This window comes from Paraburkholderia sp. J76 (genome assembly GCF_905220295.1).
In the GTDB taxonomy this organism is placed as follows: Bacteria; Pseudomonadota; Gammaproteobacteria; order Burkholderiales; family Burkholderiaceae; genus Paraburkholderia.
In genome coordinates this window covers 167,180-182,978 of sequence record NZ_CAJMZJ010000008.1, presented here as the reverse complement: position 1 = coordinate 182,978, position 15,799 = coordinate 167,180, and the positions used below count along the sequence as shown (strand labels likewise).

General features: G+C 63.5%; 14 protein-coding genes. 2 read left to right on the top strand and 12 right to left on the bottom strand.

Annotated features, from left to right (window positions below):
* Positions 1-113: 113 nt before the first annotated feature.
* Positions 114-263 carry a hypothetical protein gene (locus U5768_RS17395; protein ID WP_322031634.1) on the top strand — a complete coding sequence of 50 codons (150 nt, stop codon included), beginning with the start codon at positions 114-116 and terminating at the stop codon, positions 261-263.
* 92 nt (positions 264-355) lie between these two features.
* Here the strand turns inward: U5768_RS17395 and U5768_RS17390 are convergent, their stop codons facing one another.
* The gene (locus U5768_RS17390; protein ID WP_322031633.1) at positions 356-2,611 is read right to left on the bottom strand and encodes a primosomal protein N'; all 2,256 of its coding nucleotides are present in this window, start codon (positions 2,609-2,611) and stop codon (positions 356-358) included.
* A gap of 417 nt (positions 2,612-3,028) precedes the next feature.
* Positions 3,029-4,120: a uroporphyrinogen decarboxylase gene (gene hemE, locus U5768_RS17385; protein WP_322031632.1), complete on the bottom strand. Its 1,092-nt coding sequence runs from the start codon at positions 4,118-4,120 to the stop codon at positions 3,029-3,031.
* 227 nt (positions 4,121-4,347) lie between these two features.
* Here hemE and U5768_RS17380 point away from each other — a divergent pair, with 227 nt between their 5' ends.
* Positions 4,348-5,163, top strand: a complete 816-nt coding sequence (locus U5768_RS17380; protein ID WP_322031631.1) for a transporter substrate-binding domain-containing protein — start codon at positions 4,348-4,350, stop codon at positions 5,161-5,163.
* A 766-nt stretch (positions 5,164-5,929) separates the two neighbouring features.
* Here U5768_RS17380 and U5768_RS17375 read toward each other — a convergent pair.
* The 10 genes from U5768_RS17375 to U5768_RS17330 form a co-directional block, all read right to left on the bottom strand.
* Positions 5,930-7,690, bottom strand: coding sequence for an AMP-binding protein (locus U5768_RS17375; protein ID WP_322031630.1), 1,761 nt, complete (start codon positions 7,688-7,690; stop codon positions 5,930-5,932).
* A 340-nt stretch (positions 7,691-8,030) separates the two neighbouring features.
* A complete protein-coding gene (locus tag U5768_RS17370) occupies positions 8,031-8,456 on the bottom strand; it encodes a F0F1 ATP synthase subunit epsilon (protein WP_322031629.1) in 426 nt (141 codons plus the stop codon).
* A 144-nt stretch (positions 8,457-8,600) separates the two neighbouring features.
* Entirely contained in the window at positions 8,601-9,995 is a 1,395-nt protein-coding gene (gene atpD / locus U5768_RS17365; RefSeq protein ID WP_322031628.1) for a F0F1 ATP synthase subunit beta, read from the bottom strand.
* An 80-nt stretch (positions 9,996-10,075) separates the two neighbouring features.
* Positions 10,076-10,957 (bottom strand): F0F1 ATP synthase subunit gamma, encoded by an 882-nt coding sequence (atpG, locus tag U5768_RS17360; RefSeq protein ID WP_322031627.1) that lies wholly within the window; start codon positions 10,955-10,957, stop codon positions 10,076-10,078.
* Positions 10,958-11,042: 85 nt separating this feature from the next.
* A complete protein-coding gene (atpA, locus tag U5768_RS17355) occupies positions 11,043-12,584 on the bottom strand; it encodes a F0F1 ATP synthase subunit alpha (RefSeq protein ID WP_322031626.1) in 1,542 nt (513 codons plus the stop codon).
* Positions 12,585-12,651: 67 nt separating this feature from the next.
* Complete coding sequence (locus U5768_RS17350; RefSeq protein ID WP_322031625.1) at positions 12,652-13,191, bottom strand: F0F1 ATP synthase subunit delta; 540 nt, start codon at positions 13,189-13,191, stop codon at positions 12,652-12,654.
* A gap of 2 nt (positions 13,192-13,193) precedes the next feature.
* Positions 13,194-13,664: a F0F1 ATP synthase subunit B gene (locus U5768_RS17345; RefSeq protein WP_322031624.1), complete on the bottom strand. Its 471-nt coding sequence runs from the start codon at positions 13,662-13,664 to the stop codon at positions 13,194-13,196.
* Between the two features lie 140 nt (positions 13,665-13,804).
* Positions 13,805-14,074, bottom strand: coding sequence for a F0F1 ATP synthase subunit C (atpE, locus tag U5768_RS17340; protein ID WP_028203308.1), 270 nt, complete (start codon positions 14,072-14,074; stop codon positions 13,805-13,807).
* A 67-nt stretch (positions 14,075-14,141) separates the two neighbouring features.
* Complete coding sequence (atpB, locus tag U5768_RS17335) at positions 14,142-14,993, bottom strand: F0F1 ATP synthase subunit A (RefSeq protein WP_322031623.1); 852 nt, start codon at positions 14,991-14,993, stop codon at positions 14,142-14,144.
* A 171-nt stretch (positions 14,994-15,164) separates the two neighbouring features.
* A complete protein-coding gene (locus U5768_RS17330; protein WP_322031622.1) occupies positions 15,165-15,746 on the bottom strand; it encodes an ATP synthase subunit I in 582 nt (193 codons plus the stop codon).
* Positions 15,747-15,799: the final 53 nt, after the last annotated feature.

The following is a 15,799-nucleotide window of genomic DNA, read 5'->3' as shown; positions in this document are numbered from 1 at the left end:
TATTTTCCCTGGTCGAGCAACACGCAGGACAACCCTAATCGATTCCGCGGCCGTGCCGTTATACAAACAGAGCGGGGGTTGTTGGTCACAAGAAAGAGCGAAGGGACCGAAAAATGGAAAAGCTGCTGGTAATCGCTGGGATCTGGACGATGTGCGCCATGTGCGCCGTGCTTTTCATGCGCGGCGCGACGGCGCCCGATGAACGCCGCATGAGCCTGAAGCGGGCAGCGCGCGGGGAAGTGGCCGATACCGTCGGCCACTGAGGCAGGAAACGCGCAGTTGATGTGAGGCGGCCCCGCCTTTACGGCAAGGGGGCCGCTTCCGCTCGTGCGCCGGGCGCACGCCCGGCTAGAGGCTAGATATCGAGTGGATCGACTTCGAGATTCCAGCGCAGCACGCCGCGCAATGCGCGCAGCGCGGGTTGCCACGCGCGCAGCGTTGCCTGCAGCGCGGCGCGCGACTGGCTTTCCACGAGCAGTTGCGCGCGATGCACGTTCATCACCTTGACGATGGTGAGCGGCACTGCGTCGTAAGCCATGACGCGCCCGGCGCCCGGAATCGCCGCGAGCGCTTCGGCGGCCTGCGCCAGAAATGCCAGCGCGGCTTCCAGCGTGCGGCCTTCGGCGCGCAATAGCGCCTGATAGACAAACGGCGGCAGGTGCGCATCGCGCCGCTCCGCCACCTGCGTATTCGCAAAACCCACATAGTCGTGGCGCGCCAGCGCGTGATAAAGCGCATGGCGCGGATAGCGCGTCTGCACGAGTACCTCTCCGGGCAGACCGGCGCGCCCCGCACGCCCACTCACCTGCATCAGTTGCGCGAACAGGCGCTCGCTCGCCCGGAAATCGTGCGAAAAGAGCGCGTTGTCGGCGTTCAGCACGCCAACGAGCGACACGCGCTGGAAGTCGTGCCCCTTCGCGATCATCTGCGTGCCCACCAGGATGTCGACTTCGCCCGCGTGCACGTCGGAGAAAAGCGCCTGCGCGCTGCCCTTGCGGCGCGTGCTGTCGGCGTCGATGCGCAACACCCGTGCGCCAGGCACCGCACTCGCGAGCGCCTCCTCGATGCGCTGCGTGCCTCGGCCCATCGGCGCGATGTCGACGTTGCCGCAATCGGGGCACGAACGAGGAATGCGCGATTCCCATCCGCAGTGGTGGCAACGCAGCGCGCGCTCGGGCTTGTGCAGCACGACGTAGGCGCTGCAGCGCGGGCAGCCTGCCACCCAGCCGCAGGCGTCGCATGCGAGCGTGGGCGCATAGCCCCGACGGTTCAGGAACACGAGGCTCTGCTCGCCGCGCTCCAGACGCGCCTTCATCGCCGCGACCAACGGCCCGGAGAGCCCTTCGAACGAGGCGCGGCCGCGCCGCCGCTCTTCCTCGAGATCGATCAGCTTGACGCTCGGCAGCACGGCGTCGGCCATCGCGCGGCGCGAGAGCGTGAGGCGCGTGTAGCGCCCCTGCTCGGCCTGCCACCAGCTTTCCAGCGACGGCGTGGCCGAACCCAGCACGACCGGTACGCCAAGCTGCTTCGCGCGCCACACCGCCAGGTCGCGCGCCGAATAGCGCAGCCCTTCCTGCTGCTTGTAGGCGGGGTCGTGCTCTTCGTCGACCACGAGCATCGCGAGGCGCGGCAACGACGCGAGCACGGCGAGCCGCGTGCCGAGCACGATGCGCGCGCGGCCCGTGTGCGCCGCGAGCCAGTTGCGCGCGCGCTCGCCTTCGGCCAGCCCGCTGTGAAGCGCGACGATGGCTTCGCTCGCAAGCGTGGCCGCGAAGCGTGTGCGAAAGGCCGCCTCGAACTGCGGCGTGAGATTGATTTCGGGAACGAGCACCAGCGCCTGGGCGCCAGGGTCGCGTTCGAGCAGCGCAGCGAGCGCGCGCAGATAAACCTCGGTCTTGCCGCTGCCGGTCACGCCGTGCAGCAGGAAGGGCGCGAAGCCGCTCGCCGCGTCGATCGCTTCCACTGCTTGCGCCTGCTCGTCGCTCAGGCGCGGGACGTCGGCGAGCGCCGTGACAGCGGCGGCGCTGCTGGACGCGCCTGCGTGAGCGCCGAACTCGATGCATTCGTGCTCGACCCAGCCGGCCTCGCGCCAGGCGTCGAGCGTCGCAATCGCCTTGGGATGCAGCGCGCGGGCCGCGGCGGCGTCGAATTCACCGGCCTCCGCCAGCGCCTGCGCGAGACGGCGCAGCGCCTGCGCGCGCGCCGGCAAGGCGTCCGGCAACGCGGCGCGCCCTTGCGGCAATAACCGATAGCGCTCCTCGGGAGCCAGAAGCCGCGGCCAGCGCGACGGATCGCGCAACGCCTGCGGCAACGCCGGCAACGCGACCTCGCCCAGGCCACGCTGATAGTAGTCGGCGGCAAAGCCTGCCAGCGCGAGCCATTGCGCCGAAAGCGGCGGGCACGCGGCGCACACGGCGCTCACGTCGCGAAGCTTGTTGGCGGGCACGTCGCTGTGAGCGTTCACTTCGCAAATGAGGCCCACCACGTCGCGACGCCCGAACGGCACACGCACGAGCATGCCGGGTTCGGGCGCGCTGTCGAGCCCGTAGCGATAGTCGTAGAGCGCATCCAGAGGGTGGTCCAGCGCCACGCGCACGTACTTTCCCGTCATGCCCCGCCCCCAGGGAAGATCCGTACGCCAGCGCGCAGACGCGCAAACCTAAAGTAATACTTGAGATTTCGCGCTAAGTTTTGGATTCCGCAGAACAATCGCGCCCCCGAATCTGCGCCTGTGGATAACTTTGTTGAGAACTTGCCGGACGCCGCCGCGGCGCGCCCGCGTGCCGCCGTTATGTGGGATACCGCACAGAGCGCCGTGGAGCGCCGAAAGCCTTGTCTGTCAAGGGTCTGATTGATTCTGCTCAGACATTTGCGGCCCCCTGCGACAACCTTTCCCTCTTGCGCGCCGCAACGTGGCAGGTGTGTATAAGTCAAGTCTTGACAGGAGCGCGATGGCGTCTGGATGGCCTCTTGAGCCCGGTCATACCCTGATGCCCGGAGCCCAGCCTGTTGCAACGCACCAAAAATGTCACGCACCGGTCGCGCGAATGGCGCGGCTGTGACGATGCACCTCGTCCACGAGTTCGGCCACGCTTTCGGGCGGCGTGAACTGCGAAATGCCGTGACCCAGGTTGAACACGTGGCCCGGATGCGCCCCGAAGCTGTCGAGGACCGCGCGCGCCTGCTCGCGAATCGCGGCCGGTGAAGCAAACAGCACCGTGGGGTCGAGGTTGCCCTGAAGCGCCACGCGATCCCCCACGCGTTCGCGCGCGCGGCCGAGGTTGACGGTCCAGTCGAGCCCCACTGCGTCCACGCCCGTATTGGCTATTTCGTCGAGCCAGAGGCCGCCGCCCTTCGTGAAGGTGATCACCGGCACGCGCTCGCCATCGTGCTCGCGCTTGAGCTGCGCCACGACCTGCGCGATGTACGCGAGCGAGAAGCGCTGATAGGCGCCGTCCGCGAGCGCACCGCCCCACGTGTCGAAGATCATCACGGCTTGCGCGCCGGCTTCGATCTGCGCATTCAGATAGGCCGCCACGGCCTGCGCGTTGACTTCGAGAATGCGCTGCATGAGGTCCGGCCGCGCGTACAGCATCGACTTCACCCTGCGGAAGTCGTCCGAACCGCCGCCCTCGACCATGTAGCACGCGAGCGTCCACGGGCTGCCGGAAAAGCCGATGAGCGGCACGCGCTGCCGCCCGTCCGCGTTCGTGAGCGCGCGGCGAATTTCGCGCACGGCGTCGGTCACGTAGCCGAGCGTCGCGCCGATGTCCGGCACCGCCAGGCGCGCGACGTCTTCCTCGGTGCGCACGGGATGCGCGAACTTCGGCCCTTCGCCCGCCTGGAACGAGAGGCCGAGACCCATCGCATCGGGAATCGTGAGGATGTCGGAAAACAGGATCGCGGCGTCGAGCGGATAACGCTCGAGCGGTTGCAGCGTGACCTCGGTCGCGTAATCGGGATTCTTGGCGAGACCGAGGAAGCTGCCCGCGCGGCTGCGCGTGGCGTTGTACTCGGGCAGATAGCGGCCTGCCTGGCGCATCAGCCAGATTGGCGTGTACTCGGTCGGCTGGCGCAGCAGCGCGCGCAGGAAGGTGTCGTTCAGGAGAGTGTGGGCCACGTGCTGGATGCGCGAAGTCGCGCCAAGGTTCGAAAGCAAGCGGCCATTTTACCGGAGCCGCCGCCGCGCCATGCCGCTGATGGACGGGATCGGAAAGCGCAATAACACCGAAGTATAGGTCCTTGCATACCCAGGTAAGTCCTCGCTTAACCGTAGGGGTACGCGCGGACTATGATCGGACGGCTTTCTGGAAAATTACATCGATCAAAACCATAAACGGAGACACGATGAAAAAAGCCGCCCTCGGCCTGACGATCGTTAGTGCCGCATTGCTGAGCGCCTGCGCCTTGAACCAGTCTGCCGGTACGTCGAACAACGGAACGCAAGCCGCCGCCGCTGGACATTCGCGCCTCGATGAAATCATCGCGCGGGGCACGCTGCGCGCCTGTACGACCGGCGACTACAAGCCCTACTCGTTCTATAGACAGGACGGCACATTCGAAGGCATCGACATCGACATGACCCAGTCGCTCGCGAAGTCGCTGGGCGTGAAGGCCGAGTTTGTGAAAACGTCGTGGTCGAACCTCATGACCGACTTCCTCGCGAAGTGCGACGTTGCGGTGGGCGGCGTTTCCACGACGCTCGATCGCCAGAAGCGCGCGTTCTTCACCGAGGCGTATCAGGTCGACGGCAAGACACCGATCGTGCGGTGCGACGACGTCAGGAAGTACCAGACCGTCGCGCAGATCAACCAGCCTTCGGTGCGCGTGATCATGAATCCGGGCGGCACGAACGAGCGCTTTGCGAAGCAGTTCTTTCCGAACGCGAATCTCATCATGTATCCGGACAACGTGACGATCTTCAAGCAGATCCTAGCAGGCAAAGCCGACGTGATGGTGACCGACGCTTCCGAAACCCTGCTGCAGCAGAAGCTCAACCCGGGACTGTGCTCGGTGCATCCCGACAAGCCGTTCCAGTACGGCGAGAAAGCGTGGATGGTGCCGCGCGGCGACGTGGTGTTCCAGCAGTACGTCGATCAGTGGCTGCACCTTGCGCGCGCGAGCGGCGAATATCAGGCAATCTCGGACAAGTGGCTGAAGTGAACGGCTAACAACGCCTCGATGTTATGGCCCTTCGAATTGCTACGATGAGTTGCAAACCAGGTCGTCACGCGAAGCGCGCGAAGGTTGCCCCGAAGTTCGCCTGTCGCGCACATGGGCGATGTCGACACATTGCGCATGTGCGCAGCCGGTAAATCTGTACGAAGCGCGCCGCGGGTAAAAGGCCCATGTCGCGGGCCTTCGTTCATGCGATACGAATCCTCGCGCGCGTATGGTCGTCAAGGCGGTCAGACAGCCTCGAAAAATAGCGGTAAAAATGACTTCCGCAAAAGGCTCGGGAAAGCAAAAAGAGGCTCGGAGCCTTATCTGGCGGGCGTTACAACCTGAAACACTTTGTTACCGCCAACCCTTCTTAATTCGCCCACAATGCCTTCAACGGTTTCAACACGGATGTGGCGCGGTGCCAGTGTGAGCGGACACAAAACACCTGCCGGTCGGCACTACGCCGAAGCCCTCTCGAGGGGCATCCTTGTGGGAGCCGTGACCGGCGTCGCAGACGTTTCATGACCCGGCTCCTCCTTTGGTCTCCTCGCGCTAACCCCGTAGCGTGTGGTTTTTAGCGGGCTCCAGGCCCGCTTTTTTTTCGCCTGTACGTTTCGTTATTCAACAGGCATCGTTTTGCAGTACTTCCCTTTCCGCTGCGCTTGCGTGAGGCAATCATTCGGATTCCCGACTGTTTTTGCGCGCGCATCGAAGAAGCCGCGGCGACTGGATGATTCGTCGCCGCGGCCATCGTTCACATCGTTCATCAAGCCGTCTTTTGCTCGCCGATCTTGAGTTCGTCGATCATGCGCGCGCGCATTACGAACTTCTGCACCTTGCCCGTCACGGTCATCGGCAGTTCGTCGACGAAGCGGATGTACTTGGGAATCTTGTAGTGAGCAATCTGCCCCTGGCAGAACGCCTGAATTTCTTCGGCCGTCGCCGCTTCGCCCGGGCGCAGCACGATCCACGCGCATACTTCTTCACCGTATTTCGCATCGGGCACGCCGAACACCTGCGCCGATTGCACCTTCGGATGGCGGAACAGAAACTCCTCGATCTCGCGCGGATAGATGTTCTCGCCGCCGCGAATGAGCATGTCCTTCAGGCGGCCGACGATATTGCAGTAGCCTTGGGCGTCGAGCGTGGCGAGATCGCCCGTATGCATCCAGCCATCGACGATCGACTCGGCCGTCTTCGCCTCGTCGCCCCAGTAGCCCTGCATCACCGAATAACCCTTCGTGCATAGCTCGCCCGTCTCGCCTACGGGCACGATATTGCCGAGCGCATCGACGATCTTGACTTCGAGATGCGGCTGAATGCGGCCCACCGTGGTGGTGCGTTTGTCCAGCGGGTCGGTGGTCGAACTCTGGAACGACACCGGGCTCGTTTCCGTCATGCCATAGGCGATGGTGATTTCGGCGAGATGCATCTTCGAGACCACGCGCTTCATCGTCTCGATGGGGCATGGCGAGCCGGCCATGATGCCCGTGCGCAACTTCGACAGATCGAAGCGCGCGAACTCCGGATGATCCAGCTCCGCGATAAACATGGTGGGCACGCCGTGCAGCGCGGTGCAGCCCTCTTCCGAGACGGCTTCGAGCGTCGCGCGCGGATCGAAGGCCTCGCCCGGGAACACCATGTTCGCGCCCACCGAAACGCACGCGAGCACCGCGAGCACCATGCCGAAGCAGTGATAGAGCGGCACCGGAATGCAGAGCGAATCTTCCTCGGTCAGGCGCATCGCCTGGGCGATGAAACGCCCGTTATTAAGCACGTTGCGGTGCGTGAGCGTCGCGCCCTTCGGATTGCCGGTCGTGCCGCTCGTGAACTGGATGTTGATGGCGTCGTCGGGCGACAGCGTCGCGTCGATGGCGTCGAGCCAGGCCGTGCCGTCGCGGGCGATGCGCTCGCGGCCCATCTCCACGAGTTCGCTGAAGCAGAGCATGCCGGGCGTGGCGGTGTCGCACATGCGCACGACCGAACGCAACTCCGGCAGGCGCGCGGCCCGCAACTGGCCGGGCGCCGCGCTCTCAAGCTCCGGCGCGAGCGTCTGCAGCATCTCCAGGTACTTCGAGGTCTTGAAGCTTTCCGCGGAGACGATCGCCTTGCAACTCACCTTGTTCAGCGCGTATTCGAGTTCGGCGAGGCGATAAGCAGGATTGATGTTGACCAGCACCGCGCCGATGCGCGCGGTCGCGAACTGCGTGAGCAGCCATTCGACGCGATTGGGCGACCAGATGCCGACGCGATCCCCTTTGACGATGCCCAGCTCCGCGAAGCCGGCAGCCAGCACGTCCACTTCCGCGGCGAATTCGCGCCAGTTCCAGCGAATTCCCTGCTCGCGGAACACCACAGCGGGCCGCTCGGGAAAGCGGTTCGCGGTCTCCCGCAGGAACGCGCCGAGCGTCGCGTCGCTGAGCGGCACGTCGGTCGCGCCTCGCACGTAGGAAAGGCCGTCTTTCGGCGCGATGAGCGGCTCATGTACACCGGGCGCGGCGCGCCCGCCTGCTGCGTCGATTGCCATGATGGCTGTCTCCTGGGGAGCGTCACTCCCGCGTTTGAAATGATTTTGAAAACCATTGTGCCACCGGCTTTCCCGGCGAAGGCATCAAGTCTTACCCGCAGCGCGAGGTTCGAGCCCGCGCGCGAACGCATGATTTGGCATTACCTTTCCGTAAACGTCAAGTATGTCAGAGCGTTTTGGTCGGCCACCGCGACTCACCGGCATTTATGCCGCGCTTTTCCTCGCGCTGCCCGCGGGCTCGGCCCGTTGTTCAGCAACGCGCAAATGCAAAAAGGGCTCCGGTCAGGGAGCCCTTTTCGCTTCGGACGCCACGCCACGCGGGCGCGCGTACGAGAACCGGTTAGTGCTGGTTCATCTTGCGCAGGCGCTGGATCGCCGCGAGTTGCGCGACCGCGTAGGCCAGCTCGGCCTGGGCGGTGGCGTACTCGAGGTTCGAACCGGCGTTCTGCAGCGTCTCTTCGGCGCGCTTGCGCGCTTCCGTGGCTTTCGCCTCGTCGAGGTCCTTGCCGCGGATCGCCGTGTCGGCGAGCACCGTGACGGCGCCCGGCTGCACTTCCAGAATGCCGCCCGCGACGAACACGAACTCCTCGTTGCCGTCTTCCGCCACGATGCGCACGGCACCCGGACGAATACGCGTGATGAGCGGCGTGTGGCCCGGCAGAATGCCAAGCTCGCCCGCCTCGCCCGGAAGCGCGACGAACTTCGCCTGGCCGTCGAAGATGTTCTCTTCGGCGCTGACGACGTCTACCTTGATGGTTGCTGCCATATGTGTCGACTCCTGTCGATCGGAGTTAGCGCTTCAGCGCTTATTCCGATCCCATGCATGGCTTGGGGTCAGTGGGTTGCAGCGGCGAGATCTGCCGGCGCCAGGTAGCACTGCGAATCTCGCCTCTTTATCTGCACCTGCCCCTTACTGGATCTTCTTGGCCTTTTCGAAGGCTTCGTCGATCGTGCCGACCATGTAGAACGCCTGCTCCGGCAGGTGATCGCATTCGCCATCGACGATCATCTTGAAGCCGCGGATGGTTTCCTTCAGCGGCACGTACTTGCCCGGCGAGCCCGTGAAGACTTCCGCGACGTGGAACGGCTGCGAGAGGAAACGCTGGATCTTGCGCGCGCGGGCGACGGACAGCTTGTCTTCCGGCGAGAGTTCGTCCATGCCCAGAATCGCGATGATGTCGCGCAGTTCCTTGTAGCGTTGCAGCGTTTGCTGCACGCCGCGCGTGATCGAGTAGTGCTCTTCGCCGATCACGTTCGGGTCGATCTGGCGCGAGGTCGAGTCGAGCGGGTCGACTGCCGGATAGATACCCAGCGAGGCGATGTCCCGCGAGAGCACGACGGTTGCGTCAAGGTGGCCGAAGGTCGTAGCCGGCGACGGGTCGGTCAAGTCGTCCGCAGGGACGTACACGGCCTGAACCGACGTAATCGAGCCCTTCTTGGTCGACGTGATGCGCTCTTGCAGCTTGCCCATCTCTTCTGCCAGCGTCGGCTGGTAGCCCACTGCCGACGGCATACGGCCGAGCAGTGCCGACACTTCCGTGCCAGCCAGCGTGAAACGGTAGATGTTGTCGACGAAGAACAGCACGTCGAGACCTTCGTCACGGAAGTGCTCGGCCATCGTCAGGCCGGTCAGCGCGACGCGCAGACGGTTGCCCGGCGGCTCGTTCATCTGGCCGTACACCAGCGCGACCTTGTCGAGAACGTTCGAGTCCTTCATTTCGTGGTAGAAGTCGTTGCCCTCACGGGTACGCTCGCCCACGCCCGCGAACACGGAGTAACCGCCGTGTTCCTTCGCGATGTTGTTGATCAGCTCCATCATGTTGACGGTCTTGCCCACGCCAGCACCGCCGAACAGACCCACCTTGCCGCCCTTCGCGAACGGGCAGATCAGGTCGATAACCTTGATGCCGGTTTCGAGCAGTTCCGCCGAAGGCGACAGTTCGTCGAACGCCGGGGCCTTCTGGTGGATCGAGCGCGTCGTTTCGCTCGCGATCGGGCCCGCTTCGTCGATCGGGCGGCCGAGCACGTCCATGATGCGGCCCAGCGTCGGCTTGCCGACCGGCACGCTGATGGGCTTGCCCGTGTTCTTGACCACGGTGCCGCGGCGCAGGCCGTCAGCCGAACCCAGACAGATGGTGCGGACAACGCCGTCGCCAAGCTGCTGCTGCACTTCCAGGGTCAGTTCCGACCCTTCGAGAATCAGCGCGTCGTAGATCTTCGGCATGCTCTCGCGCGGGAATTCCACGTCGATCACCGCGCCGATGCACTGTACGATCTTGCCTTCTACCAAAGCAGTTGTACTCATCGATTTTCCTTTAGATACCTGAATTCTTCACTCGCTCACCGGTTCGACACCGGCGCGGTTTCGCAATCGGTTCGCGCCTGTCAGACGGCTGCTGCGCCGCCGACGATTTCCGACAGTTCCTTCGTAATCGCGGCCTGGCGGCTCTTGTTGTACGAGAGCTGCAGTTCGTTGATGACCGTCTTCGCGTTGTCCGACGCCGCCTTCATCGCGACCATGCGGGCCGACTGCTCCGAAGCCATGTTTTCCGCCACGGCCTGATAGACCAGGGCTTCGACATAGCGCACCAGCAGTTCGTCCACGACGGTTTGCGCGTCCGGCTCGTAGATGTAGTCCCACGACGACTTCGGCGTCGTGCCGTCGTCGTTCGCTTCGAGACGCTCGGCCGACAGCGGCAGCAGTTGCTCGATCACAGGCTCCTGCTTCATCGTGTTGACGAAGCGCGTGTACGCGAGGTACACGGCGGAAAGCTTGCCTTCCGAGTACTGGTCGAGCTGCACCTTGATCGCGCCGATCAGCTTTTCGAGGTGCGGCGTATCGCCGAGTTGCACAACGTTCGAGACGACCTTCGCGCGCAGACGGTTCAGGAAACCGAGGCCCTTGCTGCCGATCGCGGTGGCTTCGATCGTCGTGCCGGATGCTTCCAGATCCTTGAACTTCTGCAGCGTCGCGCGCAGCACGTTGGTGTTCATCCCGCCGCACAGACCCTTGTCGGTCGTGACGAGAATCACGCCTGCGACCTTCGCACCGGTGTTTTCCACCATGAACGGGTGGCGGTACTCGGGGTTCGCACGGCTCATGTGCGCAGCGATGTCGCGGACCTTGTCGGCGTACGGGCGGGCGGCGCGCATGCGCTCCTGGGCACGGCGCATTTTCGACGCCGCGACCATTTCCATCGCCTTGGTGATCTTGCGCGTGTTTTGCACGCTCTTGATCTTGCCGCGAATTTCCTTCATTCCAGCCATTGCTTGCTCCTTTGTCGACCCGGGCCAGCGCTTGAAGCGCCGCCCCGGGTCCCAGTCCGTTTATCTGGATTGATCCCCGGACGGATCAGTATGCGCCGGACTTCTTGAAGTCCTTGAGAGCCGCGTGGAGCGCGTTCTCGTCGTCCTTCGACAGGTCCTTCTTGTCCTCGATGCGTCCGATGAGGTCGGCGTGCTTCGACTTCAGGTATTCGCGCAGACCCTTTTCGAACGGCAGGACGTCCTTGACGTCGATGTCGTCGAGGTAGCCGTTGTTCGCCGAGAACAGCGCCACAGCCAGTTCCCACACTTGCAGCGGCTGATACTGCGGCTGCTTGAGCAGTTCCGTCACGCGGCGGCCGCGCTCGAGCTGCTTGCGGGTCGCTTCGTCGAGGTCCGAGGCGAACTGGGCGAATGCAGCCAGTTCACGGTACTGCGCGAGGTCGGTACGGATACCGCCCGAGAGCTTCTTCACGACCTTCGTTTGAGCCGCACCACCCACGCGCGAGACCGACACGCCGGCGTTGATAGCCGGGCGGATGCCTGCGTTGAAGAGGTCGGTTTCCAGGAAGATCTGGCCGTCGGTAATCGAGATCACGTTCGTCGGAACGAATGCGGTCACGTCGCCTGCTTGCGTTTCGATGATCGGCAGTGCGGTGAGCGAACCCGTCTTGCCCTTCACTTCGCCGTTCGTGAACTTCTCGACGTAGTCGGCCGACACGCGCGCGGCGCGCTCGAGCAGACGCGAGTGGAGATAGAACACGTCGCCGGGGTAAGCTTCACGGCCCGGCGGGCGGCGCAGCAGCAGCGAGATCTGACGGTATGCCCAGGCTTGCTTGGTCAAGTCGTCGTAAATGATCAGGGCGTCTTGACCGCGGTCGCGGAAGTATTCGCCCATCGTGCAGCCGGCGTACGGCGCGAGGTACTGCAGCGCGGCCGATTCCGAAGCCGAAGCGGCCACGACGATCGTGTATTCGATCGCGCCCGTTTCTTCGAGCTTGCGCAGCACGTTCTGGATCGACGAAGCCTTCTGACCGATGGCGACGTAGATACAGATCAGGTCCTTGCCCTTCTGGTTGATGATCGTGTCGACGGCCACTGCGGTCTTGCCGCACTGACGGTCGCCGATGATCAGCTCGCGCTGGCCACGGCCGATCGGCACCATCGAGTCGATCGACTTCAGACCCGTTTGCACCGGCTGCGACACGCCTTCGCGCCAGATCACGCCCGGAGCGATCTTTTCGATCGCGTCGGTCATCTTCGCGTTGACGGGACCCTTGCCGTCGATCGGGTTGCCGAGCGGATCGACCACGCGGCCGATCAGTTCCGGGCCAACCGGCACTTCGAGAATGCGGCCCGTCGTCTTGACGATGTCGCCTTCCGAGATGTGCTCGTACTCGCCGAGAATCACGGCGCCGACCGAGTCGCGTTCGAGGTTCAGCGCGAGGCCGAACGTGTTGCCCGGGAATTCGAGCATTTCGCCCTGCATCACGTCCGACAGGCCGTGGATACGCACGATGCCGTCGGTCACGGAGATCACGGTGCCCTGGTTGCGAACGTCGGCGCTCGCTTCAAGGCCCTGGATCCGGCTCTTGATCAGCTCGCTGATCTCAGAGGGATTGAGTTGCATTATTCGCTCCTGATGTTCAATTCTGTTGCGTGCCAGCCGCCGCGCCTGATCCCTGGGATCGAGACGCTCAGGCGGTCAGAGCCGCCTGCATGCTGGCGAGCCGCGCGCGGACCGAGGTATCGAGCACTTCGTCGCCGACCGTGACGCGCACGCCGCCGATGAGCGACTTGTCGATCTCGACGGCCGGCTTCAGCTTGCATTTGAACTTGCGTTCGAGGCTGGCGACGAGGTCGTTCAACTGGGCGCCTTCGAGCGGGAACGCGCTGACGATCACTGCGTCAGCGGCGCCTGCCTTGGCGTTCTTGAGCGCTTCGAACTGCGTCTGGATTTCCGGCAGCAGCGCCAGGCGATGATTCTCGATCAGCATCTGCACGAGGTTCTTCACCTCGGCCGATTCCTTGACCGGCGACTTCACCGCCGCGAGCAGCAGCTCGAGGACCTGGGCATGGCTCACCTTCGGGCTCGTCGCGACCGACTGCACCTCGGGCAAGGCCGCAACCTGTGCCAGCTCCGAAACGAGCGTGGACCAGGCGGCGGTGTCACCAGCTTCGGCCACGCCAAACAATGCTTCTGCGTACGGGCGGGCGATGGTTGCAAGTTCGGCCATGATCAGAGCTCGGCTTTCAGTTGATTCAGCAGTTCGGCGTGGGCCGACTGATCGACTTCGCGCTTCAGGATCTGCTCGGCGCCTTGCACTGCCAGTGCCGCGACTTCGCTGCGCAGTACTTCGCGCGCCTTGACGACCTGCTGGTCGGCGTCGGCCTTCGCTTGAGCGATGATGCGTGCCGCTTCGGCGTGTGCCTGGGCCTTGATTTCTTCTGCGACGGCCAGCGCGCGCTTTTCGGCGTCGGCGATACGGCTTTGACCCTCGTTACGGGCCGTAGCGAGCTCTTCGCCGACGCGCTTGTGCGCCGCTTCGAGTTCCGCCTTGCCCTTTTCCGCAGCGGCGAGGCCGTCTGCGATCTTCTTCGAGCGCTCGTCGAGGGCGTTGATCAACGGCGGCCACACGAACTTCATCGTGAACCACGCGAGGATCAGGAACACGACCATTTGCGCAAACAGGGTTGCGTTGAGATTCACGGTGTTTCCTTAATCGTTGCTATTCCGGGGAATTGAAACGGCAAGGCGCTCATCGGTTGTGAAACTCGATCAGCGCCTCGTCTCCCGTTCCGCCATGCGCCCACTACCCGTTATAGGTCAGGCGCAACCTTCCAGGGAACTTAGCCCGCGAGCTTCGAGAGCAGCGGGTTAGCGAACGCGAACAGCATTGCAACACCCACGCCAATCAGGAACGCCGCGTCGATCAGACCAGCCAGCAGGAACATCTTCGTCTGCAGCGGGTTCATCAGTTCAGGCTGACGTGCGCAGGCTTCGATGTACTTGCCGCCCATCAGGCCGATACCGATACAGGCGCCGATTGCACCCAGGCCGATGATGATGCCGATACCGATGGCCGTGAAACCCTGGATGTTGGCGATGAAAGCTTGCATGATCACTCCTTTGTGAGATTTTTTGGAACTTGGGATTTAAAACTGCAAATCTGGTTTTGACGAGCACTCAGTGCTTGTCGTGTGCCTGGCCGATGTACACCAGCGTCAGCATCATGAAAATGAACGCCTGCAGCAGAACGATCAGGATGTGGAAGATCGCCCAGACGCTGCCCGCAATCACGTGGCCGATGAAGCCAAGCACCGTCGTGTCCGCGCCGAAGCTCCACAGACCGCCCAGCAGCGCGATCAGCAGGAACAGCAGCTCGCCTGCATACATGTTGCCGAACAACCGCAGGGCGAGCGAAACCGTCTTGGCGACAAACTCGATGATGTTCAGTGCAAGGTTCGGGATCCACAGGAGCGGATGCGCGCCGAACGGGGCCGAGAGCAGTTCGTGTGCGAAGCCGCCGGGACCCTTGATCTTGAGGTTGTAGTAAATCATCAGCACGAACACGCCGAGCGCGATGCCGAACGTGCCGTTGAGGTCGGCCGTCGGAACGATGCGCTGATGCGGGAACACTTCAGACAGGCCGAGCCAGCCGATCACGCGCGTGGGCAGGTCGACGGGAATGAAGTCGAGCGAGTTCATGAGCGCGACCCAGATGAAAACGGTCAGCGCGAGCGGAGCGATGAATGCGCGGTTGCCATGGACGATGGACTTGGACTGGTCCTCGACCATCTCGACCAGCATTTCGATGGCGCACTGGAAGCGGCCCGGCACGCCCGGCGTCGCTTTGCGCGCAGCGAGGCGCAGGATGAGGATAGTCACGACGCCGCACAGGATCGACCAGAACAGCGTGTCGATGTTCCAGACGCTGAAGTCGACGATCGAAGTCTGGTGCGAGGTCGCAAAGTTCTGCAAGTGGTGAGCAATGTACTCGGACGGACCCGGTCCGCTTGTTCCTTCGCTAGCTGCCATATCGTGAATGCCACCCAAATTGTCGAAAATCGTTTTCGGCCGTTCCCGCCGCAATACTGTATTGCGGGAACGCGCCGCCGTGGATCGTGTCTTATCTGCTTCGCATCGGCCAGCCAACTTCCACTGTCATCGCTTCGACGCCCTGAATTGAGGCGGCGCGATGTTGGTGGATCAGCGCCAAGCGAGGGCGACCCAGTATGTCTTTAGTGCGATCAGGTACGTGACGAGCAAGGGAATCCACTGCACGTCGTGATACCAGAACGCGATGGCGACGAACATCGCAATCGTCGCCCCCATCTTGAAGGCTTCGCCGAGCATCCAGTTAAAGACGGTGCCGGCACGGCTCAACTGCTTCAGGCGCGCCGCGAACAGCGCACCCGGAAACCAGCAAATCGCTCCCCCCAGGAACGCCGACAACGCAGCACTGCCCGGCGGCTTATAAAACAGCCACCACGCCAACGTTGCTACCAGGGACAAAACCACTTGCGCCGCCACGACACGAAACGGCGTGACGCGCGATGGGCGGCTCACCTGCGCGCCGAAGATCTGCTCGGCTTCGGCCCGGGTGAGCGGAACGATGTCGTTGTTATCTTGCAGGCTGGCGTCCAGCTCGTCCCAGCGCGCGTTGTGATCAACGCGTCCGGAATGTTTCGCCGCCGCATCCTGCCCCCGGCCGGATGCTCCGACTTCGCCCGGCGGTACAGCGGGCCCCTCATGCGCCTGCGGCGCTTCGTCCGGCCTCTGACCCACCATCGCTTTATTCCGGAAATTCGCCTGGCACGCGCGTTAATTACAGCGTGCTTACA

Coding starts and splice junctions, on each gene's coding strand:
- atpB (WP_322031623.1), bottom strand. CDS start 14,993: ATGGCAGCTAGCGAAGGAACAAGCGGACCGGGTCCGTCCGAGTACATT.
- atpE (WP_028203308.1), bottom strand. CDS start 14,074: ATGCAAGCTTTCATCGCCAACATCCAGGGTTTCACGGCCATCGGTATC.
- atpA (WP_322031626.1), bottom strand. CDS start 12,584: ATGCAACTCAATCCCTCTGAGATCAGCGAGCTGATCAAGAGCCGGATC.
- U5768_RS17395 (WP_322031634.1), top strand. CDS start 114: ATGGAAAAGCTGCTGGTAATCGCTGGGATCTGGACGATGTGCGCCATG.
- atpG (WP_322031627.1), bottom strand. CDS start 10,957: ATGGCTGGAATGAAGGAAATTCGCGGCAAGATCAAGAGCGTGCAAAAC.
- U5768_RS17380 (WP_322031631.1), top strand. CDS start 4,348: ATGAAAAAAGCCGCCCTCGGCCTGACGATCGTTAGTGCCGCATTGCTG.
- U5768_RS17375 (WP_322031630.1), bottom strand. CDS start 7,690: ATGGCAATCGACGCAGCAGGCGGGCGCGCCGCGCCCGGTGTACATGAG.
- U5768_RS17370 (WP_322031629.1), bottom strand. CDS start 8,456: ATGGCAGCAACCATCAAGGTAGACGTCGTCAGCGCCGAAGAGAACATC.
- U5768_RS17390 (WP_322031633.1), bottom strand. CDS start 2,611: ATGACGGGAAAGTACGTGCGCGTGGCGCTGGACCACCCTCTGGATGCG.
- atpD (WP_322031628.1), bottom strand. CDS start 9,995: ATGAGTACAACTGCTTTGGTAGAAGGCAAGATCGTACAGTGCATCGGC.
- U5768_RS17330 (WP_322031622.1), bottom strand. CDS start 15,746: ATGGTGGGTCAGAGGCCGGACGAAGCGCCGCAGGCGCATGAGGGGCCC.
- U5768_RS17350 (WP_322031625.1), bottom strand. CDS start 13,191: ATGGCCGAACTTGCAACCATCGCCCGCCCGTACGCAGAAGCATTGTTT.